Genomic DNA, 23,211 nt, shown 5'->3' with positions numbered 1-23,211 from the left:
GTCACGGCACACGGTGACAGGGGGTTTGCCAAAATTGGGCCCTGGCCTGGGCCCTCTTCCGTCACTCCGCCATGTGCGACGCCTGCCCTGTGAACGGTCAGATATCCAGGGGAAGTTGCTGGACCAGCAGCTTTCCGGCCATGGTCACGCCGCCGTCCATCGCGATGGCGAGACCGTCGGCGTAGACATGCGGTCCCTCGACCAGGGGCCCGGTGTTGTCCTCGCCCTCCTCGGAGCCCACCTCGCCCAGCAGGTACGGAATGGGGCTGTGACCGTGAACGATGCGGGTGCCGCCGTACGTATCGAGCAGGGAACGCACATGGTCGGCGCCGCCCTCGTCGCGGAAGGAGAAGCGCTTGGTGAACTTGCGGAAGAGATCCCAGACTTCGTCGGCGTCATTGCGCGTGAGTGCCTCGCGGACGGTGTCGTTGACCGCCTCGATCGAGTCGCCGTAGTCGAGATAGGCGGTGGTGTCCGAGTGGACGAGCAGATGCCCGTCGACTTCTTCCATGGCGTCCAGGCGCGACATCCACTGCAGATGGTGGTCCTGGAGACGGTCCATGTCGGTCTTCTGGCCGCCGTTGAGCAGCCAGGCCGCCTGGAAGGTGGCGGTGCCCGCGCCGGAGTTGACGGGGGTGTCGCCGAAGCGCTTGGCGCCGAGGAGCAGCAGCTCGTGGTTGCCCATCAGGGCCTTGCAGTAGCCGCCGGCCGCGGCGGCCTCAGCGGACAGCCGCATCACGAGGTCGATGACGCCGATGCCGTCCGGGCCGCGGTCGGTGAAGTCGCCGAGGAACCACAGTCGGGAGGTGCCCGCGGACCAGTTCCCCGCCGAGTCGATGAGGCCCTGCTCCTGGAGCGCGGCCATCAGCTCGTCGAGATAGCCGTGCACGTCGCCGACCACGAACAGCGGGCCGGCACCGGCCGTCGACTGCGGGACCGGCACGGTCTCGGGGTCGACGTGCACCTGGACCGTGTCGCCGCGATTGATCACGGGCAGGTCGCGCTGCGTGGGCGTGTACCCCTCCGGATACGTCTCTTCGAGGGGCGGGGCGATCTCGCCCGGGTGCATGCTGTGGACGTACGGACCGGTCTCGTGCACGTACGCGGGCACCCGGAAGTCGCGCAACGTCGCCGTCCGCTCCATCTCGGGTCCCTGACCGGCCCCCTGAGTCATCAGACCCCTCCACCATCGCGCCGCAGCTGCACCGCATCGGACTGCCTGGTCGCAGCGGCCCGTGGGTGTCGTGGGCCCATCATAGGAATGCCGATCGCGCCATGTGATGACCCAGGGGTGGTGAATCGGAGCAGGACTCCTGTTCACTGCGGCTTTCGCCCCGATTGGCCCGGGCTTCGGCAGCTCGACGGCCGCTTTTCTGACGCCCCTCGAACTGCTCCTGAAGCCCCTCGCCCCGCTGCTGCGACCCTTCGACCTGCCTTTGCCGATCCTCGTTCGGCTTCTGCGGCAGGTCTTTCCCCGGTTTCTACCGGCCCTCGGGCGACCGTGGCGGGCTCACCGTCGTACGCGGCGGGCGTCGCTGGGACGAGGTACGCACAATCAGTTCGGTCGGTATCACCTGCTCGACCGGCTGGTCCGACTCGACCCCCTCGATGGCGTCGATGAGGAGCTGGACCACGGCCGTGCCGATGCGGCGGGGCTTCAGGGAGAGCGTGGTGATCGGCGGCTCGGTGTTGGCGTACACCGTGGATTCGCTGCAGCACACCAGAAGCAGGTCGTCCGGTACGCGCAGACCGTAGCGGCGGGCGGCGGCGAGCAGGTCGGTGCCGTTCGGGTCGAACAGTCCGTAGACCGCGTCGGGCCGGTCGGGGCGGGCGAGCAGCCGGTCGGCGGCGACGGCGCCCGCGCACGGGTCGTGCGCCGGATAGGCCTCGTACACCGGGTCCTGGTCGACCCGCTCGCACCAGCGCAGATAGGCGGTGGTCGACAGATGGGTGTACGTGTCCGTCGTCGTGCCCGTCAGCAGTCCGATCCGACGGGCGCCCGCGTCGGCGAGGTGGTCGAGGATGCCCATCACGGCGGCCTCGTGGTCGTTGTCCACCCAGGCGGTGACCGGGAGAGAGCCGGCGGGGCGACCGTCGGAGACGACCGGCAGCCCCTGTCTGACCAGCTCGCTGACGACCGGGTCCTGGTCGGACGGGTCGATGACGACCGTGCCGTCGAGGGCGACGTTCGACCAGACGTCGTGACGTGAGGTCGCGGGGAGGATCACGAGGGCGTAGCCGCGGGCGAGCGCGGCCGAGGTGGCGGCGCGTGCCATCTCGGCGAAGTACGCGAACTCCGTGAAGGTGAAAGGTTCATCCCCGTATGTCGTCACGGTCAGGCCGATGAGTCCTGACTTGCCCGTACGGAGTGTGCGGGCGGCGGCCGACGGGCGGTAGCCCAGCCGGTCGGCGACCTCGCGGACATGGCGTCGGGTGGCGTCGGGGAGTCTGCCCTTGCCGTTGAGGGCGTCGGAGACGGTCGTGATGGAGACCCCCGCGGCGGCGGCCACGTCTCTGATACCCGCCCGACCGGGTCGACTGCCTCGACGAGAGGTTTCCGCGCGGCTCACCTGGTGCTTCCCTGCTGCTGTCATGGCGAGCCGATAGTAGGGCTCATTCGGTGGGGTAGTGCGGACGCATATGCACGCGTTGACAGACACGTTTCTGCAAGGTCATCATGCGTCAATCCCCTTTGAAACCAAGGGAGTTGAACGATCCAATGGCAGGACGTGACTTGTCGGCGCGCATGGGCCTGCCAAGTGCCCGATGTTTCGAAGAGGTCTCAACTCACCTTCACGGGTGATGCGCGCCACGGAGTGAGCCACCGGCGCGTAGATATATGTGTGGCGCGCCCCCCAATTCGTACGCCTTCGTACGGTGATGCCCCTGATGCAGGTGTGACAGGAGGGATCAGCGGGCGGGCTCGCCTCTTCCGTACGCATCGACCCCTCCTCACCTGTACGCATCGGCGCGGAATCCTCATAAGGTGAGCAGTATTGGAGCCGGCGGTGGTGATGGGCCGCCGGTGGTCGCGAGGAGGACTGCGGTGAGCGAGACGAGCCCCAAGCTGCGCGCCGAGCTGGAGGGTATCCCCACCTACAAGCCGGGCAAGCCTGCCGCGGCCGGTGGCCCGGTGGCCTACAAGCTGTCCTCCAACGAGAACCCCTATCCGCCGCTGCCCGGCGTGATGGAGACCGTGACGGCCGCCGTCTCGTCCTTCAACCGCTACCCCGACATGATGTGCACGGGGCTGATGAACGAGCTGTCCGAGCGCTTCGGCGTCCCGCTCTCCCACCTGGCCACCGGTACCGGCTCGGTCGGCGTCGCCCAGCAGCTGATCCAGGCCACCGCCGGACCCGGCGACGAGGTCATCTACGCCTGGCGGTCCTTCGAGGCGTACCCGATCATCACGCAGATCAACGGCGCCACGTCCGTCAAGGTGCCGCTGACGCCGGGCGATGTGCACGACCTGGACGCGATGGCCGCCGCCATCACCGACCGCACCAGGCTGATTTTCGTCTGCAACCCCAACAATCCGACGGGCACGGTCGTGAGGCGGGCCGAGCTGGAGCGGTTCCTCGACCGGGTGCCCAGCGACGTCCTGGTGGTGCTGGACGAGGCGTACCGCGAGTTCATCCGGGACCCCGAGGTGCCGGACGGGGTGGAGATCTACCGTGAGCGCCCGAACGTCTGTGTTCTGCGGACCTTCTCCAAGGCGTACGGCCTCGCCGGCCTCCGCGTCGGTTTCGCGATCGCCCAGGAGCCGGTCGCGGCGGCCCTGCGCAAGACGGCGGTGCCCTTCGGGGTGAGCCAGCTCGCGCAGGAGGCGGCGATCGCCTCGCTGCGTGCCGAGGACGAACTGATCGGCCGGGTCGGCTCGTTGGTGTGCGAGCGCAACCGCGTGGTCTCCGGACTGCGCGCTCAGGGCTGGACGGTGCCCGAGACCCAGGCCAACTTCGTGTGGCTGCGACTGGGGGAGCGCACGGTCGCCTTCGCTCAGGCGTGTGAGCAGGCGGGCGTGGTGATCCGGCCGTTCCCGGGCGAGGGTGTGCGGGTGACGGTCGGGGAGGACGAGGCGAACGACATCTTCCTGAAGGTGGCGGAAGGCTTCCGGAAGGAGCTTTAGCGCTCCGCGGGCACGGTCAGACGTCCACCAGCTCCACGCGCACGGGGTCGCCGTCGCGGACCGTCGCCAGCAGACGGGGGTCGCCGTCGATGCGACCCAGGACGTTGCACGGGCTCGCGAGGCGGCACTCGTCGCCTCGCGAGATCGGTGTGGGGCCGTAGGGGAGGGCGAGCGCGTCCCCGTCGGTCCAGAAGGCGACCGTGCCCGGCTCGACGACCTGCTGGGCGTCGGTTTCACGTGGAACGGCGACGCCGGTGTCGAAGTAGACCTCCTCTCCCCAGGTGCGGGCAGTGGAGGCAAGGGGCAGGGCCTTGGCGAGGGCCTGCGTGGTGGGAGTGTCGTCGAGGGTCGCGGTGAGGTGTCCCGCGGGCCAGGAGATCCGTATCTGTAGGGGCGTCGGTGTCTGCATGACACCGATTCAACAATATGTTGAAGTGTGCGCCAAGGGGCTGATCTCAAGGAAGGACCCCCCCTTTGAGGGCAGGGATAGGCGTGCTGCATAATTGCTTGTGAATGTGAACGCTTTCACAAGCGGTAGGTAAGGAGCGGCGACGTGGACCTGGCTTTGGCGCCGGAGACTCTGGCGCGCTGGCAGTTCGGTATCACCACCGTCTACCACTTTCTGTTTGTCCCTCTGACGATCTCGCTGGCCGCTCTCACGGCCGGGCTGCAGACCGCATGGGTGCGCACGGAGAAGGAGAAGTACCTCAGAGCGACGAAGTTCTGGGGCAAGCTCTTCTTGATCAACATCGCGATGGGTGTCGTCACCGGCATCGTGCAGGAGTTCCAGTTCGGCATGAACTGGTCCGACTACTCTCGCTTCGTCGGTGACGTCTTCGGAGCCCCGCTCGCCTTCGAGGCCCTGATCGCCTTCTTCTTCGAGTCCACCTTCATCGGGCTGTGGATCTTCGGCTGGGACAAGCTCCCGAAGAAGATCCACCTGGCCTGTATGTGGATGGTGTCCATCGGCACGATCCTGTCGGCGTACTTCATCCTGGCGGCCAACTCCTGGATGCAGCACCCCGTCGGCTACCGGATCAACGAGGCGAAGGGGCGGGCCGAGCTCACCGACTTCTGGCTCGTGCTGACCCAGAACACCGCGCTCGCCCAGGCCTTCCACACCCTCTCGGCGGCCTTCCTCACCGGTGGCGCGTTCATGGTCGGCATCTCCGCCTTCCACCTGCTGCGCAAGAAGCACATCCTCGAGATGAAGACCTCGCTCAGGCTCGGCCTGGTCACCGTCGCCATCGGCGGCCTGCTCACCGCGATCAGCGGTGACACGCTCGGCAAGATCATGTACGAGCAGCAGCCGATGAAGATGGCCGCGGCCGAGGCGCTGTGGGACGGAGAGGAGCCGGCACCCTTCTCGATCTTCGCCATCGGCGATGTCGACAAGGGCCACAACAAGGTCGCCATAGAGATTCCCGGCCTGCTGTCCTTCCTGGCCAAGGACGACTTCACCTCGTACGTCCCCGGCATCAACGACGTCAACAAGGCCGAGCAGGAGAAGTACGGTCCCGGCGACTACCGGCCCAACATCCCCGTCGCCTACTGGGGCTTCCGGTGGATGATCGGCTTCGGCATGGCGTCGTTCACCATCGGCCTGATCGGACTCTGGCTGACCCGCAAGAAGTTCATGCTGCCGCAGCACCTGAGGGTCGGTGACGACGAGGTGCCACATCTGGTGCTGCTCCCGAAGAAGGCGCTTGGCCCGAAGCTGACCAAGTTGTACTGGCTCACCGCGATCTGGACGCTGGCCTTCCCGCTGATCGCCAACTCCTGGGGCTGGATCTTCACCGAGATGGGCCGTCAGCCGTGGGTCGTGTACGGCGTCCTGCGCACCCGGGACGCGGTCTCCCCCGGTGTCTCCCAGGGCGAGGTTCTCACCTCGATGATCGTCTTCACCGCGCTCTACGCCATCCTCGCCGTCGTCGAGGTCAAGCTGCTCGTGAAGTACGTCAAGGCCGGCCCTCCCGAACTCACCGAGGCCGACCTGAATCCGCCAACGAAGATCGGCGGCGACGACCGTGACGCCGACAAGCCGATGGCCTTCTCGTACTAGGCCGAGGGAGCTGCACAGTCATGGAACTTCACGACGTCTGGTTCGTCCTGATCGCCGTCCTGTGGATCGGCTACTTCTTCCTGGAGGGCTTCGACTTCGGGGTCGGCGTCCTCACCAAGCTGTTGGCCCGCAACCGGCCCGAGCGGCGGGTGCTGATCAACACCATCGGGCCCGTCTGGGACGGCAACGAGGTGTGGCTGCTCTCGGCGGGCGGCGCCACGTTCGCCGCCTTCCCCGAGTGGTACGCCACGCTCTTCTCCGGCTTCTATCTGCCGCTGCTGCTCATCCTGGTCTGCCTGATCGTCCGGGGTGTCGCCTTCGAGTACCGGGCGAAGCGACCCGAGGAGAAGTGGCAGCGCAACTGGGAGCAGGCCATCTTCTGGTGCTCGCTGCTCCCGGCGTTCCTGTGGGGTGTCGCCTTCGGCAACATCGTGCGGGGCGTGAAGCTCGACGAGAACCATGAGTACGTCGGCAGCGTCCTGGACTTGCTCAACCCGTACGCGCTTGTCGGTGGCCTGGTGACGCTGACGCTGTTCACCTTCCACGGTGCGGTGTTCACCGCGCTCAAGACCGTCGGGGAGATCCGGGAGCGGGCGCGGAAGCTGGCCCTGTGGGTCGGTCTCGCCGCCGCCGTACTGGCGCTGATCTTCCTGCTCTGGACGCAGATCGAGAACGGCGACGGTCAGAGCCTGGTCGCCCTTGTCGTGGCTGTGGCCGCGCTGGTGGCGGCGCTGGTGGCGAACCAGGCGGGCCGCGAGGGATGGTCGTTCGCCTTCTCCGGCGTCACCATCGTGGCCGCTGTCGCGATGCTCTTCCTGACGCTCTTCCCGAACGTCATGCCGTCCTCGCTCAATGACGAGTGGAGCCTCACGGTCACCAACGCGTCGTCGAGCCCGTACACCCTGAAGATCATGACCTGGTGCGCGGTGATCGCCACGCCGGTCGTCATGCTCTACCAGGGCTGGACCTACTGGGTCTTCCGCAAGCGGATCGGCACGCAGCACATTGCCGCGGACGCCGCCGCGGGGGCCAAGCACTGAGTCCGCTGTGGCGGGGTGGTTCACGATGTTTCACGTGAAACACCCCGCCCTGGGCCGAAGGGCATGTTTCACGTGAAACCGATCGATCCGCGTCTCCTCCGATACGCCCGCGCCACTCGCCTCTTCCTGATTGCTGTCGTCGGCCTGGGCACCGTCGGTGCCGTGCTGGTCATCGCGCAGGCGATGCTCATCGCCGAAGCGGTGGTGGGGGCGTTCCAGCACGGCATGTCCGCAGCTGAACTGCGCATTCCCCTGCTGCTGTTGGTGGCTGTGGCCGTGGGCCGCGCAGTGGTCGCATGGCTCACCGAACTCGCCGCTCACCGTGCCGGCGCGGCCGTGAAGTCGGAGCTGCGCGGGCGATTGCTGGAGCGGGCGACCGAGCTGGGGCCCGACTGGCTGAGCGGCCAGCGGACCGGATCGCTGGTCGCGCTCGCCACGCGCGGTGTCGATGCCCTCGACGACTACTTCTCGCGCTATCTGCCGCAGTTGGGGCTCGCCGTGGTCGTACCGATCGCGGTGCTGGCGCGGATCGTGACCGAGGACTGGGTGTCCGCAGCCATCATCGTCGGCACCCTTCCGCTGATCCCGGTCTTCATGATGCTGATCGGCTGGGCCACGCAGTCCCGGATGGACCGTCAGTGGCGGATGCTGTCACGGCTGTCCGGGCACTTCCTGGACGTCGTAGCCGGCCTGCCGACCCTGAAGGTGTTCGGGCGCGCCAAGGCGCAGGCCGAGTCGATCCGGCGTATCACCGATGAATACCGCCGGGCGACCATGCGGACCCTGCGGATCGCCTTCATCTCCTCCTTCGCGCTGGAGCTGCTCTCGACGCTCTCGGTGGCCCTGGTCGCGGTGACGATCGGCATGCGCCTCGTCCACGGCGACATGCATCTGTATGACGGCCTGGTCATCCTCGTGCTGGCGCCCGAGGCCTACCTGCCGCTGCGTCAGGTGGGAGCGCAGTACCACGCGGCGGCCGAGGGCCTGTCCGCGGCGGAGGAGATCTTCGAGGTGCTGGAGACGCCGGTGCCGGCGTCGGGAAACGCGGCGGTGCCGACGGGGACAGTGTCGTTCGAGGGCGTCTCGGTCCGCTACCCAGGACGGTCCTCCGACGCGGTGTCGGACGTGTCCTTCGCCGTCGAGCCCGGGGAAACGGTCGCGCTCGTCGGGCCGAGCGGTGCGGGCAAGTCGACGCTGCTGAACGCGCTGTTGGGGTTCGTGCGGCCGACCGAGGGGCGGATCCTGGTCGGGGGAGCGGATCTTGCCGAACTCGATCTGGAGGGATGGCGCTCACGGATCGCCTGGGTGCCGCAGCGGCCGCACCTGTACGCCGGGACAATCGCCGACAACGTACGGCTGGCGCGTCCCGAGGCGAACGACGCCGACGTGCGGCAGGCGCTGGGAGACGCCGGGGCGCTGGAGTTCGTGGACACGCTACCCCTGGGTGTCGACACCGTGCTGGGCGAGGACGGGGTCGGGCTGTCCGCGGGGCAGCGGCAGCGGCTCGCGCTGGCCAGGGCGTTCCTCGCGGACCGGCCTGTCCTGCTGCTCGACGAGCCGACGGCCGCGCTCGACGGGGCCACCGAGGCCGAGGTCGTGGAGGCCGTGCGGAGGCTGGCGGTGGGGCGGACGGTGCTGCTGGTGGTGCATCGGCCGGCGTTGCTGGCGGTGGCGGACCGGGTGGTGCGGCTGGCGGAAGCCGTGGCGCCGGTGCCGGTGGAGACCTTGCCCAAGACGTCCGTTGACCGTTCGATCGAGCAGGACCCGCACGGCGGTTCCGTGTCCGAGGGCGCCGGGACCGTGCCGCTCACCGCAGGCACACGCGGGGTGCTGGCCCGCGTCCGCGCCATGTCCGGCCCCCGGCGCGGTCGTCTCGTTCTCGCGCTGGTGCTCGGCAGCCTCGCGCTCGGCAGCGCCGTGGGGCTCATGGCGACCTCCGGATGGCTCATCTCGCGGGCCTCGCAGCAGCCGCCCGTGCTGTATCTGATGGTGGCCGTGACGGCGACGCGCGCCTTCGGTATCGGGCGGGCTGTGTTCCGGTACGCCGAGCGGCTGGTGTCGCACGACGCCGTCCTGCGGATGCTGGCCGACACCCGGGTCGCCGTGTACCGCCGGCTGGAGCGGCTGGCGCCCGCCGGGCTACGACGCACGCGTCGGGGCGACCTGCTGTCGAGGCTCGTCGCGGACGTGGACGCGCTGCAGGACTACTGGCTGCGGTGGCTGCTGCCCGCCGCTGCCGCGACCGTCGTGTCCGCCGGGGCCGTCGGCTTCACGGCCTGGCTGCTTCCCGAGGCCGGTGCCGTGCTCGCGGCCGGGCTCCTCGCGGCCGGGGCCGGAGTCCCGCTCCTGACCGGTGCCGTCGCCCGACGCGCCGAGCGGCGGCTGGCGCCGGCCCGCGGAGAGCTCGCGACACGTGTGACGGACCTGCTCAGCGGCACCGCTGAGCTGACCGTCGCCGGCGCCCTGCCCGGCCGTAAGGCGGAAGCGCGTCGGGCCGACGGGACGCTGACCCGGATCGCCTCGCGCGCCGCCTCCGCGACCGCGCTCGGCGATGGGTTCACCGCGCTGATCTGCGGGCTCACCGTCGCCGCCACCACCCTCGTGGGCGCCCAAGGGGTCGCCGACGGGCGGCTGGGCGGCGTGACGATGGCCGTCGTCGTCCTCACCCCGCTGGCCGCCTTCGAGGCCGTCCTGGGGCTACCGCTCGCCGTGCAGTACCGCCAGCGGGTGCGCAAGAGCGCCGAGCGCGTGTACGAGGTGCTGGACGCTCCGGAACCCGTACGGGAACCCGTTCGGCCCCGGCAGGCGCCAGCATCGCCCTTCCCGGTCGCCGTCAGGGGCCTGACCGCCCGCCACGCCGGGCAGGACCGGGACGCGCTCGCCGGACTCGACCTGACCCTCGAGCAGGGCCGCCGGATCGCCGTGGTCGGCCCATCGGGGTCCGGCAAGACGACGCTGGCGCAGGTGCTGCTGCGCTTCCTGGACGCCGACGCGGGCTCCTACACGCTGGGCGGCGTGGACGCGCACGCGCTGGACGGTGACGACGTACGGCGTCTCGTCGGACTCTGCGCACAGGACGCGCACCTCTTCGACAGCTCCGTGCGCGAGAACCTGCTCCTCGCCAGGAAGGACGCCACGGAGGCCGAACTGCGTGACGCCCTGCACCGCGCTCGGCTGCTCGGCTGGGCCGACGGCCTGCCCGACGGGTTGGACACGCTCGTGGGTGAGCACGGGGCGCGGCTGTCGGGCGGTCAGCGGCAGCGGCTCGCGCTGGTCCGCGCACTGCTCGCCGACTTCCCCGTCCTCGTCCTGGACGAGCCCGCCGAACATCTGGACCTGCCGACCGCCGACGCCCTCACCGCCGACCTGCTGGCCGCCACCGAGGGCCGTACGACCCTGCTCATCACGCACCGACTCGCCGGGCTGGAGGCCGTGGACGAGGTGGTCGTCCTGGACGAGGGGCGGGTGGCACAGCGGGGCACGTTCGCGGAGCTGGCCGCTGTGGACGGGCCGCTGCGGGGGATGGTGGAGCGGGAGGAGCAGGCGGATCTGCTGGTGGGGGCGCCGTAGCGGGCGACCGGCCGGTGGCCGTGGATGCCTGCTGTCCGGCAGCCACCCGTCGGCGGACGGCGTGGGCGGCGGCGCTCGCGGGCGCTCGTGTCAACGGCCGTACTGACCCATCCGCAGCAACACGTCCCCCAGCTGTACGACTTGAACAGGGCCCTCGCCCGCCACGCGGGCCAGGATCGCTGACATGTGCTCATATCGCCGTCACCTCCTGGTCGTTCCGGCGCTGCTGTGCGCGCTCGTCGGCCTGGTGGCTCGGCCCGCCTACGGGGCCGGTGACGGCAAGGGCGCGCTGGGCCACAACGGCACCGACTCGGCCCTCAGCGCACGGGTGGTCAAGCTGTACGAGGAGGCGGCCCGGGCGACCGAGCGGTACGAGGCGGGGCGGAAGCAGGCTGAGGCGCGGCGGGCGAAGGCACTGCGGATCGAAGCGCTGCTCGAACGGGAGCGGCGGGAGATCCGCGTCCTGCGTGAGGACCTGGGCCGGATCGCGCGCGCCCAGTACCGCAACGGCGGCGGCATGCCGCTCACCGCACAGATCATCCTCGCGACGAGCCCTGATCAGCTGATGCGCGGTCAGCATGTGTTCTCGCAGACGAACCTGGCCGTCGCCAACTCCATCGAGAAGAACCGTCGCGCCGAGGTGCGGCTCGCCGGGGACGAGGCCAAGGCCGCGGCGGCCTGGCAGGTGCTGGAGAAGCGCAACGCCGAGCTCGCCGACCTGAAGCAGGGCATTGAGGACAAGCTCGAAGAGGCGCGGTGGGAGTTGCAGGGGAAGGCCGACGTCTCCGTGGCCGCCGGATCGTGCCCGGGTGCGGTCCGGCTCGACCAGAAGAAGCTCGACCAGAAGAAGACGGACAGCACGAGCGCCTGGGTCACGCCGGTCGCGAAGTACGAGCTGTCAGCCGCCTTCGGCAGCGGTGGAAAGCGCTGGGCGAAGCGGCACACCGGGCAGGACTTCGCGGTGCCGATCGGCACGCCCGTGCGGGCGGTCGGGGACGGGCGGGTGGTGAAGGTGGCGTGCGCAGGCGCCTTCGGCATGGAGGTCGTCGTCCGGCACGCGGACGGCTACCACACGCAGTACGCCCACCTCGCCTCCGTCGCCGTCGACCAGGACGAGCGGGTCGACACCGGCCAGTGGATCGGCCAGTCGGGCACGACCGGCAACTCCACCGGCCCGCACCTGCACTTCGAGGTGCGGGTCACTCCGGAACTGGGCTCGGGGGTGGACCCGGTGCCGTGGCTCTCCGAACGCGGAGCGCCGCTCGGGTAGGTCTAGTGCCGCCTCTCCAGCAGCTGTTCGATCACCACGGCCACGCCGTCCTCGTTGTTGGCGACCGTCCGCCCCGACGCGGCGGCGATGACATCGGGGTGCGCGTTGCCCATCGCGTACGACTGGCCCGCCCACGTCAGCATCTCGACGTCGTTGGGCATGTCCCCGAACGCCACGACCTCCTCGTGCGAGATGCCGCGCTCGGCACAGCACAGGGCGAGCGTGCTGGCCTTGGAGACGCCGGGGCCGCTGATCTCCAGCAGGGCGCTGGGGCTGGAGCGGGTGACGTTGGCCCGATCGCCGATGGCGAGGCGGGCGAGGGTGAGGAAGGCGTCGGGGTCGAGGGTGGGGTGGTAGGCGAGGATCTTGAGCACCGGCTCGCCGGCTCCGGGGGCGTCCGGCGCCAGGAGGTCCTCGGCCGGCGCGAGGTCGTCCGGTATCTCCATGTGCAGCTTGGGGTAGTCCGGCTCCTGGTAGAAGCCGTACGTCTGCTCCACCGCGTACACCGTGCCCTCAGCCGCGTCACGCAGCAGCCGTACGGCGTCCAGGGCGTTCTCCCGGGCCAGCTCGCGCACCTTCACGAACTGATGGGTGCCGGGGCCGCCGTGCAGGTCGACCACGGCGGCGCCGTTGCCGCAGATCGCCAGGCCGTGCCCGTGGACGTGGTCGCTGACGACGTCCATCCAGCGCGCGGGGCGGCCGGTGACGAAGAACACCTCGATGCCCGCCTCCTCGGCGGCGGCAAGCGCGGCGACCGTGCGGGGGGAGACCGACTTGTCGTCCCGCAGCAGCGTGCCGTCCAGGTCGGTGGCGATGAGCCGCGGGCGGACAGCGGCGGCCGGGGTCTGGGGCTGTCGAGTCGCTGAGGTCACCGGGCCATTCTCCCGCATATGCCTGCACGGCCGTGCAGCGGTCCGCACATCTGAGTCCTCACCTGAGGAGAAACTGTCCCTGCGGACATCGCCCACCTCCCCTGACCAGCACCGTCGCTCCCGTGAGCTCAGCGCAGCTGGGCCGTCGCCTCCATGGCGATCTGCTCGAAGACCTTCTCGTCGGCCGCGAAGTCCGAGTCCGGGATCGGCCAGTGGACCACGATCTCGGTGAATCCCAGCTCCTGATGGCGCCCCGCGAAGTCCACGAACGCGTCGAGGGACTCCAGCGGACGGCCGCGGTCCGGGGTGAACCCGGTGAGCAGGATCTTGTCGAGCCCGGACACGTCCCGGCCGATCTCGGCGCAGGCGTCGGCCAGCTTCCCTACCTGTCCGCGAATGGCTTGAACCGACTGTTCAGGAGTGCCGTTCTCGTACAGCTTCGGGTCGCCCGTGGTCACCCACGCCTGTCCATGGCGTGCGGCGAGCCGCAGCCCGCGCGGCCCGGTCGCGGCGACCGCGAAGGGCAGCCGGGGGCGCTGCACACAGCCGGGGATGTTGCGCGCCTCGTGCGCCGAGTAGAAGTCGCCCTCGTACGACACCGAGTCCTCGGTCAGCAGCTGGTCCAGCAGCACGACGAACTCGGCGAACCGGTCGGCACGCTCGCGCGGGGTCCACGGCTCCTGGCCGAGGGCGGTGGCGTCGAAGCCGGTGCCGCCTGCGCCGATGCCGAGCGTGACCCGGCCGCCCGAGATGTCGTCGAGGGAGATCAGTTCCTTGGCGAGGTTCACCGGATGCCGGAAGTTCGGCGAGGTCACCAGGGTGCCCAGCCGCAGCTGGTCGGTGACGGCCGCGGCGGCGGTCAGTGTCGGCACGGCGCCGAACCAGGGGCCGTCCCGGAAGCTCCGCCAGGACAGGTGGTCGTAGGTGTACGCGGTGTGGAAGCCGAGCTCCTCCGCGCGCTGCCATGCCTCGCGGCCCCCCTCGGACCAGCGGCGGTAAGGGAGGATCACGGTGCTCAGGCGCAGACTCATGCATCGAGCCTATGCGGCCGAATGGGTTTCACGTGAAACAGCCACCGCGCGCGGCTGCTCAACCACGGAGCGAGTCGATCACCGGTATCTGTGCCGGTGATCTGCATGTGCGTCGAGCACCCGGTATGTGCTCAGGGGCCCGCAGCGGTCCCGATCAGTGCGCTTCGGGAAACCGCAGATACTCCGGCGGCACGGCCTTCGTCAGCCACACCCCGTTCGCGCTGACCTGGAAGACGTGGCCGTCGCGGTGCATGGCGCCGGCGTCCACGGAGAGCACCACCGGGCGGCCGCGCCGGGCGCCGACCCGCGTCGCTGTCTCGCGGTCGGCGGAGAGGTGCACGTCGTGCCTGTTCATGGGCAGGAGGCCGGCGCTGCGAATCGCATCCAGGTTGCGGGCCACGGTGCCGTGGTAGAGGTAGTGCGGCGGGGTCGCCGGGGGCAGTCCGAGTTCGACGTCGATGCTGTGGCCCTGGCTGGCGCGGATCCGGGTGCCCTCGATCGCGAAGCGCTTCTTGTCATTGGCGGCCACCACGTGATCCACGTCTTCCCGGGTGAACCGGAATCCGTGCGCGGTCGCGGCGGCGATCAGTGTCTCGATCTCGACCCAGCCGCCCTCGTCGAGGGTGAGCCCGATGCGCTCGGGCTGGTGGCGCAGGTGCTTCGAGAGGTACTTCGACACCTTCACGGTGCGTCTTTCGTCCATGCCACCAGACTGCCGGGAGGGGACCGAATCACGCGAACGATTTCACTCCGGATGTTTGATCCACAGCCAAGTACGGTTATCCACAGGGGAATTGGCGATTCTGTGGACAACGAGCCGTCGTTTCAAGGGATTTCGTCAAGATCATCTGACGTGCTGTGACTTGCTGCAAGCCGGTCCAAGCCCCGTGCCCGTACTTCCCGTTCGGCGGCGAGCGTGATGAACGCCGCTGACTGCTTCGCGCCAACCAGGCTCTCCACGGCCTGCATTGTTTCCTCGGATACGCGCACAGTTCTCGTCCGGTTCTGCAGTTCCGGCGTCTCCTCCGCTCCCAGGTGCTGACGCAGATGACGCACGGCCAACAGCCGCATGGCGCGGGCGAGTTCCGCGTCCACGGTGTGCTGGGCGAGCGGACGCAACCGTCGTACGAGAGTGGCCGCCTCGGCTGCTTCCGCGTCCGTCGGGCGGTGCGAGCCGTCGAGGTAGCGCGCGAACACGTGCTCGGTGGTGAACTCCAGGAAACGCGCGGCGATGTGCTCGACCTGCCCCCTCAACTCCCGTAGATGATCGGAGATCGCCGACAGCGGCACGCCGGCAGAATACAACTCGACTGCCACAGCAAGCTCTTGAGGACTCGGAACGACGAAGGAGTCCTCGTCGCCGGGGACCGGCTCGAGCACGCCGAGCTCCACGGCCTCGGCCACCGCCGCGTCGTCCGGGGTGCCGCCGAAGCGCTCCTCCAGCTCGGCGCGCGAGATGCGTACCGCCTCCTCGTCGGTCCACGGCCCGTCCACCTCGGCGACCAGCCCGAGCACCCCACCGAGGCCACGACCGGCGTCCCAGGCCTCCAGGAGCTCCTTGATGGACGCCAGGGTGTAGCCGCGGTCGAGGAGATCGGCGATCTGGCTCAGGCGGTTGAGATGGGCGTCCGAGTAGAGGTTGGCCCGGCCACGGCGCTCCGGGCGGGGGAGCAGGCCTCGGTCCTGGTAGGCGCGGATCGTGCGGACGGTGGCGCCGCTGAGATGCGCGAGGTCCTCGATCCGGTAGGCGGGCGCAGGCCCGGCCTCCCCCCGTCTCCCGGACAGGCCTTCGCCGACGACCGCTCCCCCGCGCGCAGGACCCCCGTCGCTCATAGCGGCGGCTCCAACCGCGCGATCCTGCGCAGCGCCTTCGGCGTGAACCTCGACATGAGATACGCCCCGCGCGCCTCCGGCGTCACAGGAACAACGGCATCGCCCCGCACCACCGCCCGCAGGATCGCGTCGGCGACCTTCTCCGGTGGATAGTTCCGCAGCCCGTACAGCCGCGCGGACTTCTTCTGGCGCCGCTTCTCCTCATCGGCGTCGACACCGGCGAAGCGCGCGGTCGAGGTGATGCTGGTGTTGACGAAGCCGGGGCATATCGCGGTGACGCCGATGCCCTGGCCGGCCAGCTCCGCGCGCAGGCACTCGCTCAGCATCAGCACGGCAGCCTTGGACGTGCTGTAGGCGGGCAGCGCCTTGGAGGGCTGGTACGCCGCCGCCGACGCGGTGTTGACGATGTGGCCGCCCTGTCCGCGCTCGGCCATCTGCTTGCCGAACAGCCGGCAGCCATGGATGACGCCCCACAGATTGACGTCGAGGACCTTCTTCCAGTCCTCCGGTGTGGTGTCGAAGAAGGAGCCCGACAGACCGATCCCGGCGTTGTTCACCAGGACGTCCACCACGCCGTACTCGGTGGCGACCTTAGCGGCGAGCTTCTCCATGGCCTGCTCGTCCGAGACGTCGACGGTCTCGGCCCAGGCCTCGGGTGCGCCGATCAGCCGGGACATCTCGGCGGTGCGAGCCGCGGCCTCGGTGTCCCGGTCGACGGCCACCACGCGCGCGCCGGCCTCCGCGAAGGCGTACGCCGTCGCCCGTCCGATGCCGCTTCCGGCGCCGGTGACCAGGACGAGCTGCCCGCCGAAGCGGTCGGCGTACTTCCCGGTCGCGGTCACGCCTTGCGGTCGTCCGCCCTCGACGGATGTCACGAACTCCGTGATCCAGGAGACCAGTTGGTCGGGGCGCGAACGCGGGATCCAGTGTTTCGCCGCGAGCGTGCGCCGGGTCAACTGCGGAACCCACTGATCCAGTTCGTCGTAGAGCCGCTCAGACAGGAAGGCGTCCCCGAGGGGCGTGATGAGCTGCACGGGTGCGTGTGCGTAGGCGTCCGCGCGCGGGCGGCTCAGCCGGGCTCGTACGTTGTCCCGGTACAGCCATGCCCCGTGCGCCGCGTCCGTCGGCAGGGACGAGGTCGGGTAGCCGCCGCCGGGGACCTTCTCCATGCGCTCCAGGATGCGCGGCCAGGTCTTGCCGAGAGGGCCGCGCCAGGCCAGTTCGGGCAGCACGGGCGTGTGCAGCGCGTAGACGTACCAGGACTTGGCGCCCTGACCGAGGAGCTGGCCGACCCGGCGCGGGGTGGGCCGCTTGAGGCGCCCGCCGATCCAGTGGCCGAAGTGGTCGAGGGACGGCCCGGACATCGAGGTGAAGGACGCGATCCGGCCTTCGGTGCGCTTGACCGTGGCGAACTCCCAGGCCTGCACCGAGCCCCAGTCGTGCCCGACCAGATGCACGGGCCGGCCCGGACTGACCGCGTCCGCCACGGCCAGGAAGTCGTCCGTCAGCTTCTCCAATGTGAACCCGCCGCGCAGCGGCTTCGGTGCCGTCGACCGGCCGTGGCCGCGGACGTCGTACAGCACGACATGGAAGCGGTCGGCCAGCCGCGGCGCGACCTCGGACCACACCTCCTTGCTGTCCGGGTAGCCGTGCACGAGCATCACCGTCGGCCGGCCGGGGTCGCCCAGCTCGGCGACGCACAGCTCGACGTCGCCGGCCCGCACCCGGCGCTCGCGCGCGCCCTGAAGAGTCACCGGCACCGTCACTTCTCCTCCGCCCAGCGCCGCACGTGCGGCAGATCGTCGTCCAGCCAGAAGGCGCTCTGCTCGGGGTCCTTGGAGTCGGTGACGACCAGGATCTCCTCGAACTTGGCACCCGTACCTCTGAAGCCGAGGTGTGGTTCGACCGCCCACAGGCCCGGCTGCGGCGGGTGGTCGGAGAAGCGGTACGGGGACCAGAGCGGGGACCAGCCCTCGCGGTGGCCGTGCAGTGCGTCGCTCGCCAAGCCCTTCAGGGACTGGGTGCCGAACCCGAAGACATGCGGTGACCAGCGGCGCTGCCTGACCCGGTCGACCTTGTGCGCGATCACGCCGAAGGGATAGGCGCGGTGCCGGTTCGCATAGCCCTGGCGGACCATGAGGCGGTCCACGTCGTCGTAGATCTCCCGCAGCGGCCGGCGCTCGCGCACCTCGCGCAGGATCAGCGCGCGGTGCGCCTCCAGGTCGGCCATCAGCTTGTCCTGCACCGGGTTGATGCCGAGCGAGCCGGAGTAGCCGATGTCGGCCGTGAAACCGTCGTACACCGGGGCCATGTCCAGGATGAACGGCATCCCGGGCTCCAGGCGGCGGTTGGTGGGGAAGAACTGCATCGGGACGCGGAAGTTCACGAACGCCGTGCGGTTCCCGAACCATGCGAAGGGCAGATGGAACCAGTCACGCACACCGCGCTCGCGCAGCCATTCGCGCTGCATGCGCGCCGCCTCGCGCTCGGTGATGCCGGGCTTCAGCTGCGCGGCGACGGCTTCCGCGCACTCGTACGCGAGGCGCTGCACCCTTCTGAACCCGTCCAGTTCCGCGGTCAGTTCACCCGAACCTGCCGACACTGCCGTCGTCATGCCACCGCCCACCCTCGTCCACGCTGACTGCGGTACGTGCCCGTAACTTGACACCGACGAATGTGACAGTTGTTAGAGGTTGCGTCAATAGGTCGCGTGAGACCTCAGGGGGACCCTTAGATGCCCGTACACCTGAGGTCTGATACCAAGACGGCTCTGGGGTCTGATGACCGGAGTGGTACGGGTCACTACCGTCTATGCCGTGACTGTGATCGCGACCGAAAGCCTGAGCAAGCGGTTCCCCAGGGTGACCGCGCTTGACCGGCTGACCATGGACATCGGGCCCGGGGTGACCGGACTCGTCGGTGCCAATGGAGCCGGCAAGTCCACCATGATCAAGATTTTGCTGGGTCTGTCCCCCGCCACCGAGGGCCGTGCCGAAGTGCTCGGACTCGACGTCGCCACCAAGGGCGCCGCCATCCGCGAGCGGGTCGGGTACATGCCGGAGCACGACTGTCTGCCGCCCGACGTCTCGGCCACCGAGTTCGTCGTCCACATGGCGCGCATGTCCGGCCTCCCGCCCACCGCCGCGCGCGAGCGCACCGCGGACACGCTGCGCCACGTCGGCCTGTACGAGGAGCGCTACCGCCCCATCGGCGGCTACTCGACCGGCATGAAGCAGCGCGTGAAACTGGCGCAGGCCCTGGTGCACGACCCGCAACTGGTCTTCCTGGACGAGCCGACCAACGGCCTCGACCCGGTCGGCCGCGACGAGATGCTCGGCCTCATCCGCCGCATCCACACCGACTTCGGCATCTCGGTCCTGGTCACCTCGCACCTGCTGGGCGAACTGGAGCGCACCTGTGACCACGTCGTCGTCATCGACGGCGGCAAGCTGCTGCGCTCCAGCTCCACCACCGACTTCACCCAGACCACGACCACGCTCGCCATCGAGGTCACCGACACCGACGACCACCCGGACGGCACCCGCGCGGTGCGCGACGCGCTCCACGCGCGCGGCGTGGAGGTCCTCGACGGCAGCGGCGGCCTCCCGGGCGCCGGTCACATCCTGCTGCTCACCGCGCAGGGCGAGGAGACCTACGACCTGGTGCGCGACGTGGTCGCCGACCTCGGGCTCGGCCTGGTGCGCATGGAGCAGCGCCGGCATCACATCTCGGAGGTCTTCACCGACAGCGAGCACGGCGAGCAGAGCACCGACGCACAGCGGAAGGAGGCGGTCGGCCATGGCGGTTGAGCAGCCCGTAACCACACAGTCGGGTGACCAGACCCGCATCCACAACATCGGCTACCGCAGCTACGACGGCCCCCGTCTCGGCCGCTCCTACGCGACCCGCTCGCTCTACTCGCAGTCCCTGCGCGGCTCCTACGGTCTCGGCCGTTCGGTGAAGTCCAAGGTGCTGCCGATGCTGCTGTTCGTGGTGATGTGCGTGCCCGCGGCCATCATGGTCGCCGTCGCGGTCGCCACCAAGGCCAACGACCTGCCTGTCGACTACACGCGCTACGCGATCGTCATGCAGGCCGTGATCAGCCTGTACGTCGCCTCCCAGGCACCCCAGTCCGTCTCCCGCGACCTGCGCTTCAAGACCGTGCCGCTGTACTTCTCGCGGCCGATCGAGACCGCCGACTACGTCCGCGCGAAGTTCGCGGCGCTGGCCTCCGCGCTGTTCCTCCTCACCGCGGCCCCGCTGCTCGTGCTCTACGTGGGCGCGCTGCTGGCCAAGCTCGACTTCGCCGACCAGACCAAGGGATTCGCGCAGGGACTCGTGTCCGTGGCACTGCTTTCACTGCTGTTCGCCGGAATCGGCCTGGTCATCGCGTCGGTCACGCCGCGCCGCGGCTTCGGTATCGCAGCCGTGATCGCCGTGCTGACCATCTCCTACGGCGCGGTCTCCACACTCCAGGCCATCGCCGACGCGCAGTCCCTCGACGGCGGGGGCAGCAGCGGCGCCATCGCCTGGATCGGCCTCTTCTCCCCGGTCACGCTGATCGACGGTGTTCAGTCCGCCTTCCTGGGCGCGAGCTCCGCCTTCCCCGGCGGGGTCGGCCCGAGCAACGGTGAAGGCGTCGTCTACGTCCTCGTCACCCTGGGCCTGATCGCCGCCGCCTACGGCCTCCTGCTGCGCCGCTACAAGAAGGTGGGACTGTGACCACGCTCCAGATCGACCACGTCTCCCGCTGGTTCGGCAACGTGGTCGCCGTCAACGACATCACCATGACGATCGGCCCCGGCGTCACCGGCCTCCTCGGCCCCAACGGCGCCGGAAAGTCCACCCTCATCAACATGATGGGCGGATTCCTGGCCCCATCCACCGGCACCGTCACCCTCGACGGGCAGCAGGTGTGGCGCAACGAAGCGATCTACAAGCAGATCGGCATCGTCCCCGAGCGCGAGGCGATGTACGACTTCCTCACCGGCCGCGAATTCGTCGTCGCCAACGCCGAGTTGCACGGCCTGGGTGCCAAGGCCGCCCAAAAGGCCCTGGCCACGGTCGAGATGGAGTATGCGCAGGACCGGAAGATCTCCACGTACTCCAAGGGCATGCGGCAGCGCGTGAAGATGGCGAGCGCCCTCGTCCACGACCCCTCGCTGCTCCTGCTCGACGAGCCGTTCAACGGCATGGACCCGCGTCAGCGCATGCAGCTCATGGACCTGCTGCGACGCATGGGCGACGAGGGCCGCACGGTGCTGTTCTCGTCCCACATCCTCGAAGAGGTCGAGCAACTCGCCTGGCACATCGAGGTCGTGGTCGCCGGACGGCACGCGGCCAGCGGTGACTTCCGCAAGATCCGCCGTCTGATGACCGACCGCCCGCACCGCTACCTGGTGCGCTCCAGCGACGACCGCACGCTCGCGGCCGCGCTGATCGCCGACCCGTCGACGTCCGGGATCGAGGTCGACCTGGCCGAGGGCGCGTTGCACATCCAGGCCGTCGACTTCGGTCGCTTCACCGCCCTGCTGCCGAGGGTGGCACGCGAGCACGGCATCCGCCTGCTCACGGTCTCGCCGTCCGACGAGTCCCTCGAGTCCGTGTTCTCGTATCTGGTCGCGGCGTAGGAGGCCGAAAAGATGTACGACCCCACAGTCGCCCGACTTACCTACCGGGCCCTGCTCGGCCGGCGCCGGGCCCTCATCCTCGGCGCGTTGCCGCTGCTGCTCATCGGGATCTCGGTGGTGGTGCGCGGCCTTGCCGGAGCCGACGACCAGACCGCGTCGGACCTGCTCGGCGGGCTGGCGCTCGCCACCATGGTGCCGATCATCGGCGTCATCGCCGGAACCGGCGCGATCGGGCCCGAGATCGACGACGGCTCGGTGGTGTACCTGCTGTCCAAGCCGGTGAAACGGCCGACGATCATCTTCACCAAGCTGATCGTCGCGATCGCCGTGACGATGGTGTTCTCGGCGCTGCCCACCTTCATCGCAGGCTTCATCCTCAACGGCAACGGCCAGCAGATCGCCGTCGCCTACACGGTGGCCGCGCTGGTCGCCTCCATCGCGTACGCCGCGCTCTTCCTGCTGCTCGGCACGGTGTCCCGGCACGCGGTGGTCTTCGGGCTCGTCTACGCGCTCGTCTGGGAGGCACTCTTCGGCTCCCTGGTGCCGGGTGCGCGCACGTTGAGCGTCCAGCAGTGGGCGCTGGCGGTGGCGCAGAAGGTCGCCGGCGGGGACATGGTGACGTCGGACGTCGCCCTGCCCACCGCGACGGTGCTGCTGGCGGTGGTGACCGTCCTCGCGACCTGGTACGCGGGACAGAAGCTGCGGTCGCTGACGCTCGCCGGTGAGGAGTGACGGGCGCCGGTGCGCGGTTGAGGCAGGTCGCTCGCACCGGTGCCGGTGCCGGTGACGTGTAAAGAAGCGGGCCCCTGAGGGGGCCCGCTTCTGACGGGGGCTTCACCTCTGTCCGGGCACACTGGGCAAAGGGGATGCACCGGGGTGCACTGCACGAACTGGAGGACAGGGATGGCAGGCGGCATGTCGCAGCACGAGGATCGCGAACGGTCCGGGGACGACACCTGGGACAGCCTGGTCCTGGACGACGACTTCATACGCGCGGCCGACACCGCCGAGCCGTCCGCCCGGGCCCGGATGCTGGCTGCGCGCTGGCGCCGTGAGGAGCCCGAGCCGCAGCCGTGGCGCTCGGACGAGCCGCCTGCCGGATGGTTCTTCAGCAAGGGACGCCGTCGCAAGTGGCGCCGCCGGTAGGGGGCGTACGGCGTCTTCCCGGCGTCTTCCCGGCGTTCTTCCGGGGGCCTGGTTAATCGGTGGCGCCCAACTCTCGGTACAGGCACAGTGGTTGTGTCCACATCGCCGGACGGTGAGTTCGGCGCCACTTGCTGGGAGAGGAGCAGGACGATGTCCATGCACGACAGTACGTCCAGCTCCCGTCAGGGCAGTCCGCGGCGGGCTCCGGAGTAATCGCTACCCCTCCGTCGAGTCCGTACCGCATGGGGAGCTGCCCGGGGCGGCCGCTTCGAGCACGCGATGTCGCTCTCGCGTGGGTCGCCCACCCGGAGGATTGGCCGAGTGGTAAGGCACCGGTTTGCTAAACCGTGGTCGGGTCTGAACGGCCCGCGCACGTTCGATTCGTGCATCCTCCGCGAGACGTTGCCACTGGGGCTTGGCGGTGTGCGCCAGCGCTGGGGGCCATGAGAAGGCGGTCGGCGCTGCAGCTGATGGGTTGGCTGCCCGGCCCGGCGTTACTGGGTGCCGCCAGCGCCCACCCGTGCCGCCCCCCCCCGGCCGGCACGCACGCCCGCGGGTCTCGGCGGCCAAGGTCGCCTGCTGCCGGCCGGCACGACCGGCGGACGCCACGCGGGTATGGCGGCTCCAGGCG

General features: G+C 69.5%; 19 protein-coding genes and 1 tRNA gene. 11 read left to right on the top strand and 9 right to left on the bottom strand.

The genetic code is table 11. The features are described from left to right. Positions 1 to 97: 97 nt before the first annotated feature. Together ACWGDB_RS05590 and ACWGDB_RS05585 are read right to left on the bottom strand one after the other, a co-directional pair. Positions 98 to 1,174: a metallophosphoesterase gene (locus ACWGDB_RS05590; RefSeq protein WP_453821225.1), complete on the bottom strand. Its 1,077-nt coding sequence runs from the start codon at positions 1,172 to 1,174 to the stop codon at positions 98 to 100. Positions 1,175 to 1,481: 307 nt separating this feature from the next. Beyond that, the gene (locus ACWGDB_RS05585; protein ID WP_453821224.1) at positions 1,482 to 2,594 is read right to left on the bottom strand and encodes a LacI family DNA-binding transcriptional regulator; all 1,113 of its coding nucleotides are present in this window, start codon (positions 2,592 to 2,594) and stop codon (positions 1,482 to 1,484) included. Between the two features lie 452 nt (positions 2,595 to 3,046). Between ACWGDB_RS05585 and hisC the strand changes: the two genes are divergently transcribed. Beyond that, the gene (gene hisC / locus ACWGDB_RS05580; RefSeq protein ID WP_453821223.1) at positions 3,047 to 4,126 is read left to right on the top strand and encodes a histidinol-phosphate transaminase; all 1,080 of its coding nucleotides are present in this window, start codon (positions 3,047 to 3,049) and stop codon (positions 4,124 to 4,126) included. A gap of 16 nt (positions 4,127 to 4,142) precedes the next feature. Here hisC and ACWGDB_RS05575 read toward each other — a convergent pair whose 3' ends face one another. Next, the gene (locus tag ACWGDB_RS05575) at positions 4,143 to 4,535 is read right to left on the bottom strand and encodes a cyclophilin-like fold protein (protein WP_453821222.1); all 393 of its coding nucleotides are present in this window, start codon (positions 4,533 to 4,535) and stop codon (positions 4,143 to 4,145) included. 144 nt (positions 4,536 to 4,679) lie between these two features. Here ACWGDB_RS05575 and ACWGDB_RS05570 point away from each other — a divergent pair, with 144 nt between their 5' ends. The 4 genes from ACWGDB_RS05570 (at position 4,680) to ACWGDB_RS05555 (ending at position 12,068) form a co-directional block, all read left to right on the top strand. Next, positions 4,680 to 6,188: a cytochrome ubiquinol oxidase subunit I gene (locus ACWGDB_RS05570; protein ID WP_453821221.1), complete on the top strand. Its 1,509-nt coding sequence runs from the start codon at positions 4,680 to 4,682 to the stop codon at positions 6,186 to 6,188. 20 nt (positions 6,189 to 6,208) lie between these two features. Further along, the gene (gene cydB, locus ACWGDB_RS05565) at positions 6,209 to 7,228 is read left to right on the top strand and encodes a cytochrome d ubiquinol oxidase subunit II (RefSeq protein ID WP_453821220.1); all 1,020 of its coding nucleotides are present in this window, start codon (positions 6,209 to 6,211) and stop codon (positions 7,226 to 7,228) included. A gap of 63 nt (positions 7,229 to 7,291) precedes the next feature. Then, positions 7,292 to 10,798, top strand: a complete 3,507-nt coding sequence (gene cydD, locus ACWGDB_RS05560) for a thiol reductant ABC exporter subunit CydD (protein WP_453821219.1) — start codon at positions 7,292 to 7,294, stop codon at positions 10,796 to 10,798. 184 nt (positions 10,799 to 10,982) lie between these two features. Then, positions 10,983 to 12,068 carry a peptidoglycan DD-metalloendopeptidase family protein gene (locus ACWGDB_RS05555; RefSeq protein ID WP_453821218.1) on the top strand — a complete coding sequence of 362 codons (1,086 nt, stop codon included), beginning with the start codon at positions 10,983 to 10,985 and terminating at the stop codon, positions 12,066 to 12,068. Between the two features lie 2 nt (positions 12,069 to 12,070). Here the strand turns inward: ACWGDB_RS05555 and ACWGDB_RS05550 are convergent, their stop codons facing one another. From ACWGDB_RS05550 to ACWGDB_RS05525, 6 genes are all read right to left on the bottom strand, one after another. Then, positions 12,071 to 12,958, bottom strand: coding sequence for a Cof-type HAD-IIB family hydrolase (locus tag ACWGDB_RS05550; RefSeq protein ID WP_453821217.1), 888 nt, complete (start codon positions 12,956 to 12,958; stop codon positions 12,071 to 12,073). Between the two features lie 110 nt (positions 12,959 to 13,068). Beyond that, positions 13,069 to 13,971, bottom strand: a complete 903-nt coding sequence (locus ACWGDB_RS05545) for an LLM class flavin-dependent oxidoreductase (RefSeq protein ID WP_453821216.1) — start codon at positions 13,969 to 13,971, stop codon at positions 13,069 to 13,071. Between the two features lie 154 nt (positions 13,972 to 14,125). After that, the gene (locus tag ACWGDB_RS05540; RefSeq protein ID WP_453821215.1) at positions 14,126 to 14,674 is read right to left on the bottom strand and encodes an RNA 2'-phosphotransferase; all 549 of its coding nucleotides are present in this window, start codon (positions 14,672 to 14,674) and stop codon (positions 14,126 to 14,128) included. A gap of 122 nt (positions 14,675 to 14,796) precedes the next feature. After that, a complete protein-coding gene (locus tag ACWGDB_RS05535; protein WP_453821214.1) occupies positions 14,797 to 15,804 on the bottom strand; it encodes a MerR family transcriptional regulator in 1,008 nt (335 codons plus the stop codon). After that, positions 15,801 to 17,558: an SDR family oxidoreductase gene (locus ACWGDB_RS05530; RefSeq protein WP_453821356.1), complete on the bottom strand. Its 1,758-nt coding sequence runs from the start codon at positions 17,556 to 17,558 to the stop codon at positions 15,801 to 15,803. Before ACWGDB_RS05530 ends, ACWGDB_RS05535 begins: the two co-directional genes overlap by 4 nt. Before the next feature lie 8 nt (positions 17,559 to 17,566). Further along, positions 17,567 to 18,418 (bottom strand): M24 family metallopeptidase, encoded by an 852-nt coding sequence (locus ACWGDB_RS05525; protein ID WP_453821213.1) that lies wholly within the window; start codon positions 18,416 to 18,418, stop codon positions 17,567 to 17,569. 208 nt (positions 18,419 to 18,626) lie between these two features. Between ACWGDB_RS05525 and ACWGDB_RS05520 the strand changes: the two genes are divergently transcribed. The 6 genes from ACWGDB_RS05520 to ACWGDB_RS05495 all read left to right on the top strand — a co-directional run bounded on the left by ACWGDB_RS05520 (position 18,627) and on the right by ACWGDB_RS05495 (position 22,975). Beyond that, entirely contained in the window at positions 18,627 to 19,613 is a 987-nt protein-coding gene (locus ACWGDB_RS05520) for an ABC transporter ATP-binding protein (protein WP_383608566.1), read from the top strand. Further along, positions 19,603 to 20,526 carry an ABC transporter permease gene (locus tag ACWGDB_RS05515; protein ID WP_453821212.1) on the top strand — a complete coding sequence of 308 codons (924 nt, stop codon included), beginning with the start codon at positions 19,603 to 19,605 and terminating at the stop codon, positions 20,524 to 20,526. Before ACWGDB_RS05520 ends, ACWGDB_RS05515 begins: the two co-directional genes overlap by 11 nt. Next, a complete protein-coding gene (locus ACWGDB_RS05510; RefSeq protein WP_328880580.1) occupies positions 20,523 to 21,434 on the top strand; it encodes an ABC transporter ATP-binding protein in 912 nt (303 codons plus the stop codon). The genes ACWGDB_RS05515 and ACWGDB_RS05510 overlap by 4 nt, the downstream gene beginning before the upstream one ends. Before the next feature lie 12 nt (positions 21,435 to 21,446). Continuing rightward, complete coding sequence (locus ACWGDB_RS05505) at positions 21,447 to 22,166, top strand: ABC transporter permease subunit (protein WP_369272118.1); 720 nt, start codon at positions 21,447 to 21,449, stop codon at positions 22,164 to 22,166. 171 nt (positions 22,167 to 22,337) lie between these two features. Further along, the gene (locus ACWGDB_RS05500) at positions 22,338 to 22,580 is read left to right on the top strand and encodes an SGM_3592 family protein (protein WP_453821211.1); all 243 of its coding nucleotides are present in this window, start codon (positions 22,338 to 22,340) and stop codon (positions 22,578 to 22,580) included. 307 nt (positions 22,581 to 22,887) lie between these two features. Then, a tRNA-Ser gene (locus ACWGDB_RS05495) sits at positions 22,888 to 22,975 on the top strand. Positions 22,976 to 23,211 lie beyond the last annotated feature (236 nt).

Source organism: Streptomyces sp. NPDC055013 (genome assembly GCF_053608645.1).
This window is presented reverse-complemented; position numbering and strand designations above follow the sequence as displayed.

What these genes read in the sequence shown, in the direction of transcription:
- ACWGDB_RS05590 (WP_453821225.1), bottom strand. Translation starts at nt 1,174, where the DNA reads ATGACTCAGGGGGCCGGTCAGGGACCCGAGATGGAGCGGACGGCGACG.
- ACWGDB_RS05585 (WP_453821224.1), bottom strand. Translation starts at nt 2,594, where the DNA reads ATGACAGCAGCAGGGAAGCACCAGGTGAGCCGCGCGGAAACCTCTCGT.
- ACWGDB_RS05575 (WP_453821222.1), bottom strand. Translation starts at nt 4,535, where the DNA reads ATGCAGACACCGACGCCCCTACAGATACGGATCTCCTGGCCCGCGGGA.
- cydB (WP_453821220.1), top strand. Translation starts at nt 6,209, where the DNA reads ATGGAACTTCACGACGTCTGGTTCGTCCTGATCGCCGTCCTGTGGATC.
- cydD (WP_453821219.1), top strand. Translation starts at nt 7,292, where the DNA reads ATGTTTCACGTGAAACCGATCGATCCGCGTCTCCTCCGATACGCCCGC.
- ACWGDB_RS05555 (WP_453821218.1), top strand. Translation starts at nt 10,983, where the DNA reads ATGTGCTCATATCGCCGTCACCTCCTGGTCGTTCCGGCGCTGCTGTGC.
- ACWGDB_RS05550 (WP_453821217.1), bottom strand. Translation starts at nt 12,958, where the DNA reads ATGCGGGAGAATGGCCCGGTGACCTCAGCGACTCGACAGCCCCAGACC.
- ACWGDB_RS05545 (WP_453821216.1), bottom strand. Translation starts at nt 13,971, where the DNA reads ATGAGTCTGCGCCTGAGCACCGTGATCCTCCCTTACCGCCGCTGGTCC.
- ACWGDB_RS05540 (WP_453821215.1), bottom strand. Translation starts at nt 14,674, where the DNA reads ATGGACGAAAGACGCACCGTGAAGGTGTCGAAGTACCTCTCGAAGCAC.
- ACWGDB_RS05535 (WP_453821214.1), bottom strand. Translation starts at nt 15,804, where the DNA reads ATGAGCGACGGGGGTCCTGCGCGCGGGGGAGCGGTCGTCGGCGAAGGC.
- ACWGDB_RS05525 (WP_453821213.1), bottom strand. Translation starts at nt 18,418, where the DNA reads ATGACGACGGCAGTGTCGGCAGGTTCGGGTGAACTGACCGCGGAACTG.
- ACWGDB_RS05515 (WP_453821212.1), top strand. Translation starts at nt 19,603, where the DNA reads ATGGCGGTTGAGCAGCCCGTAACCACACAGTCGGGTGACCAGACCCGC.
- ACWGDB_RS05505 (WP_369272118.1), top strand. Translation starts at nt 21,447, where the DNA reads ATGTACGACCCCACAGTCGCCCGACTTACCTACCGGGCCCTGCTCGGC.
- ACWGDB_RS05500 (WP_453821211.1), top strand. Translation starts at nt 22,338, where the DNA reads ATGGCAGGCGGCATGTCGCAGCACGAGGATCGCGAACGGTCCGGGGAC.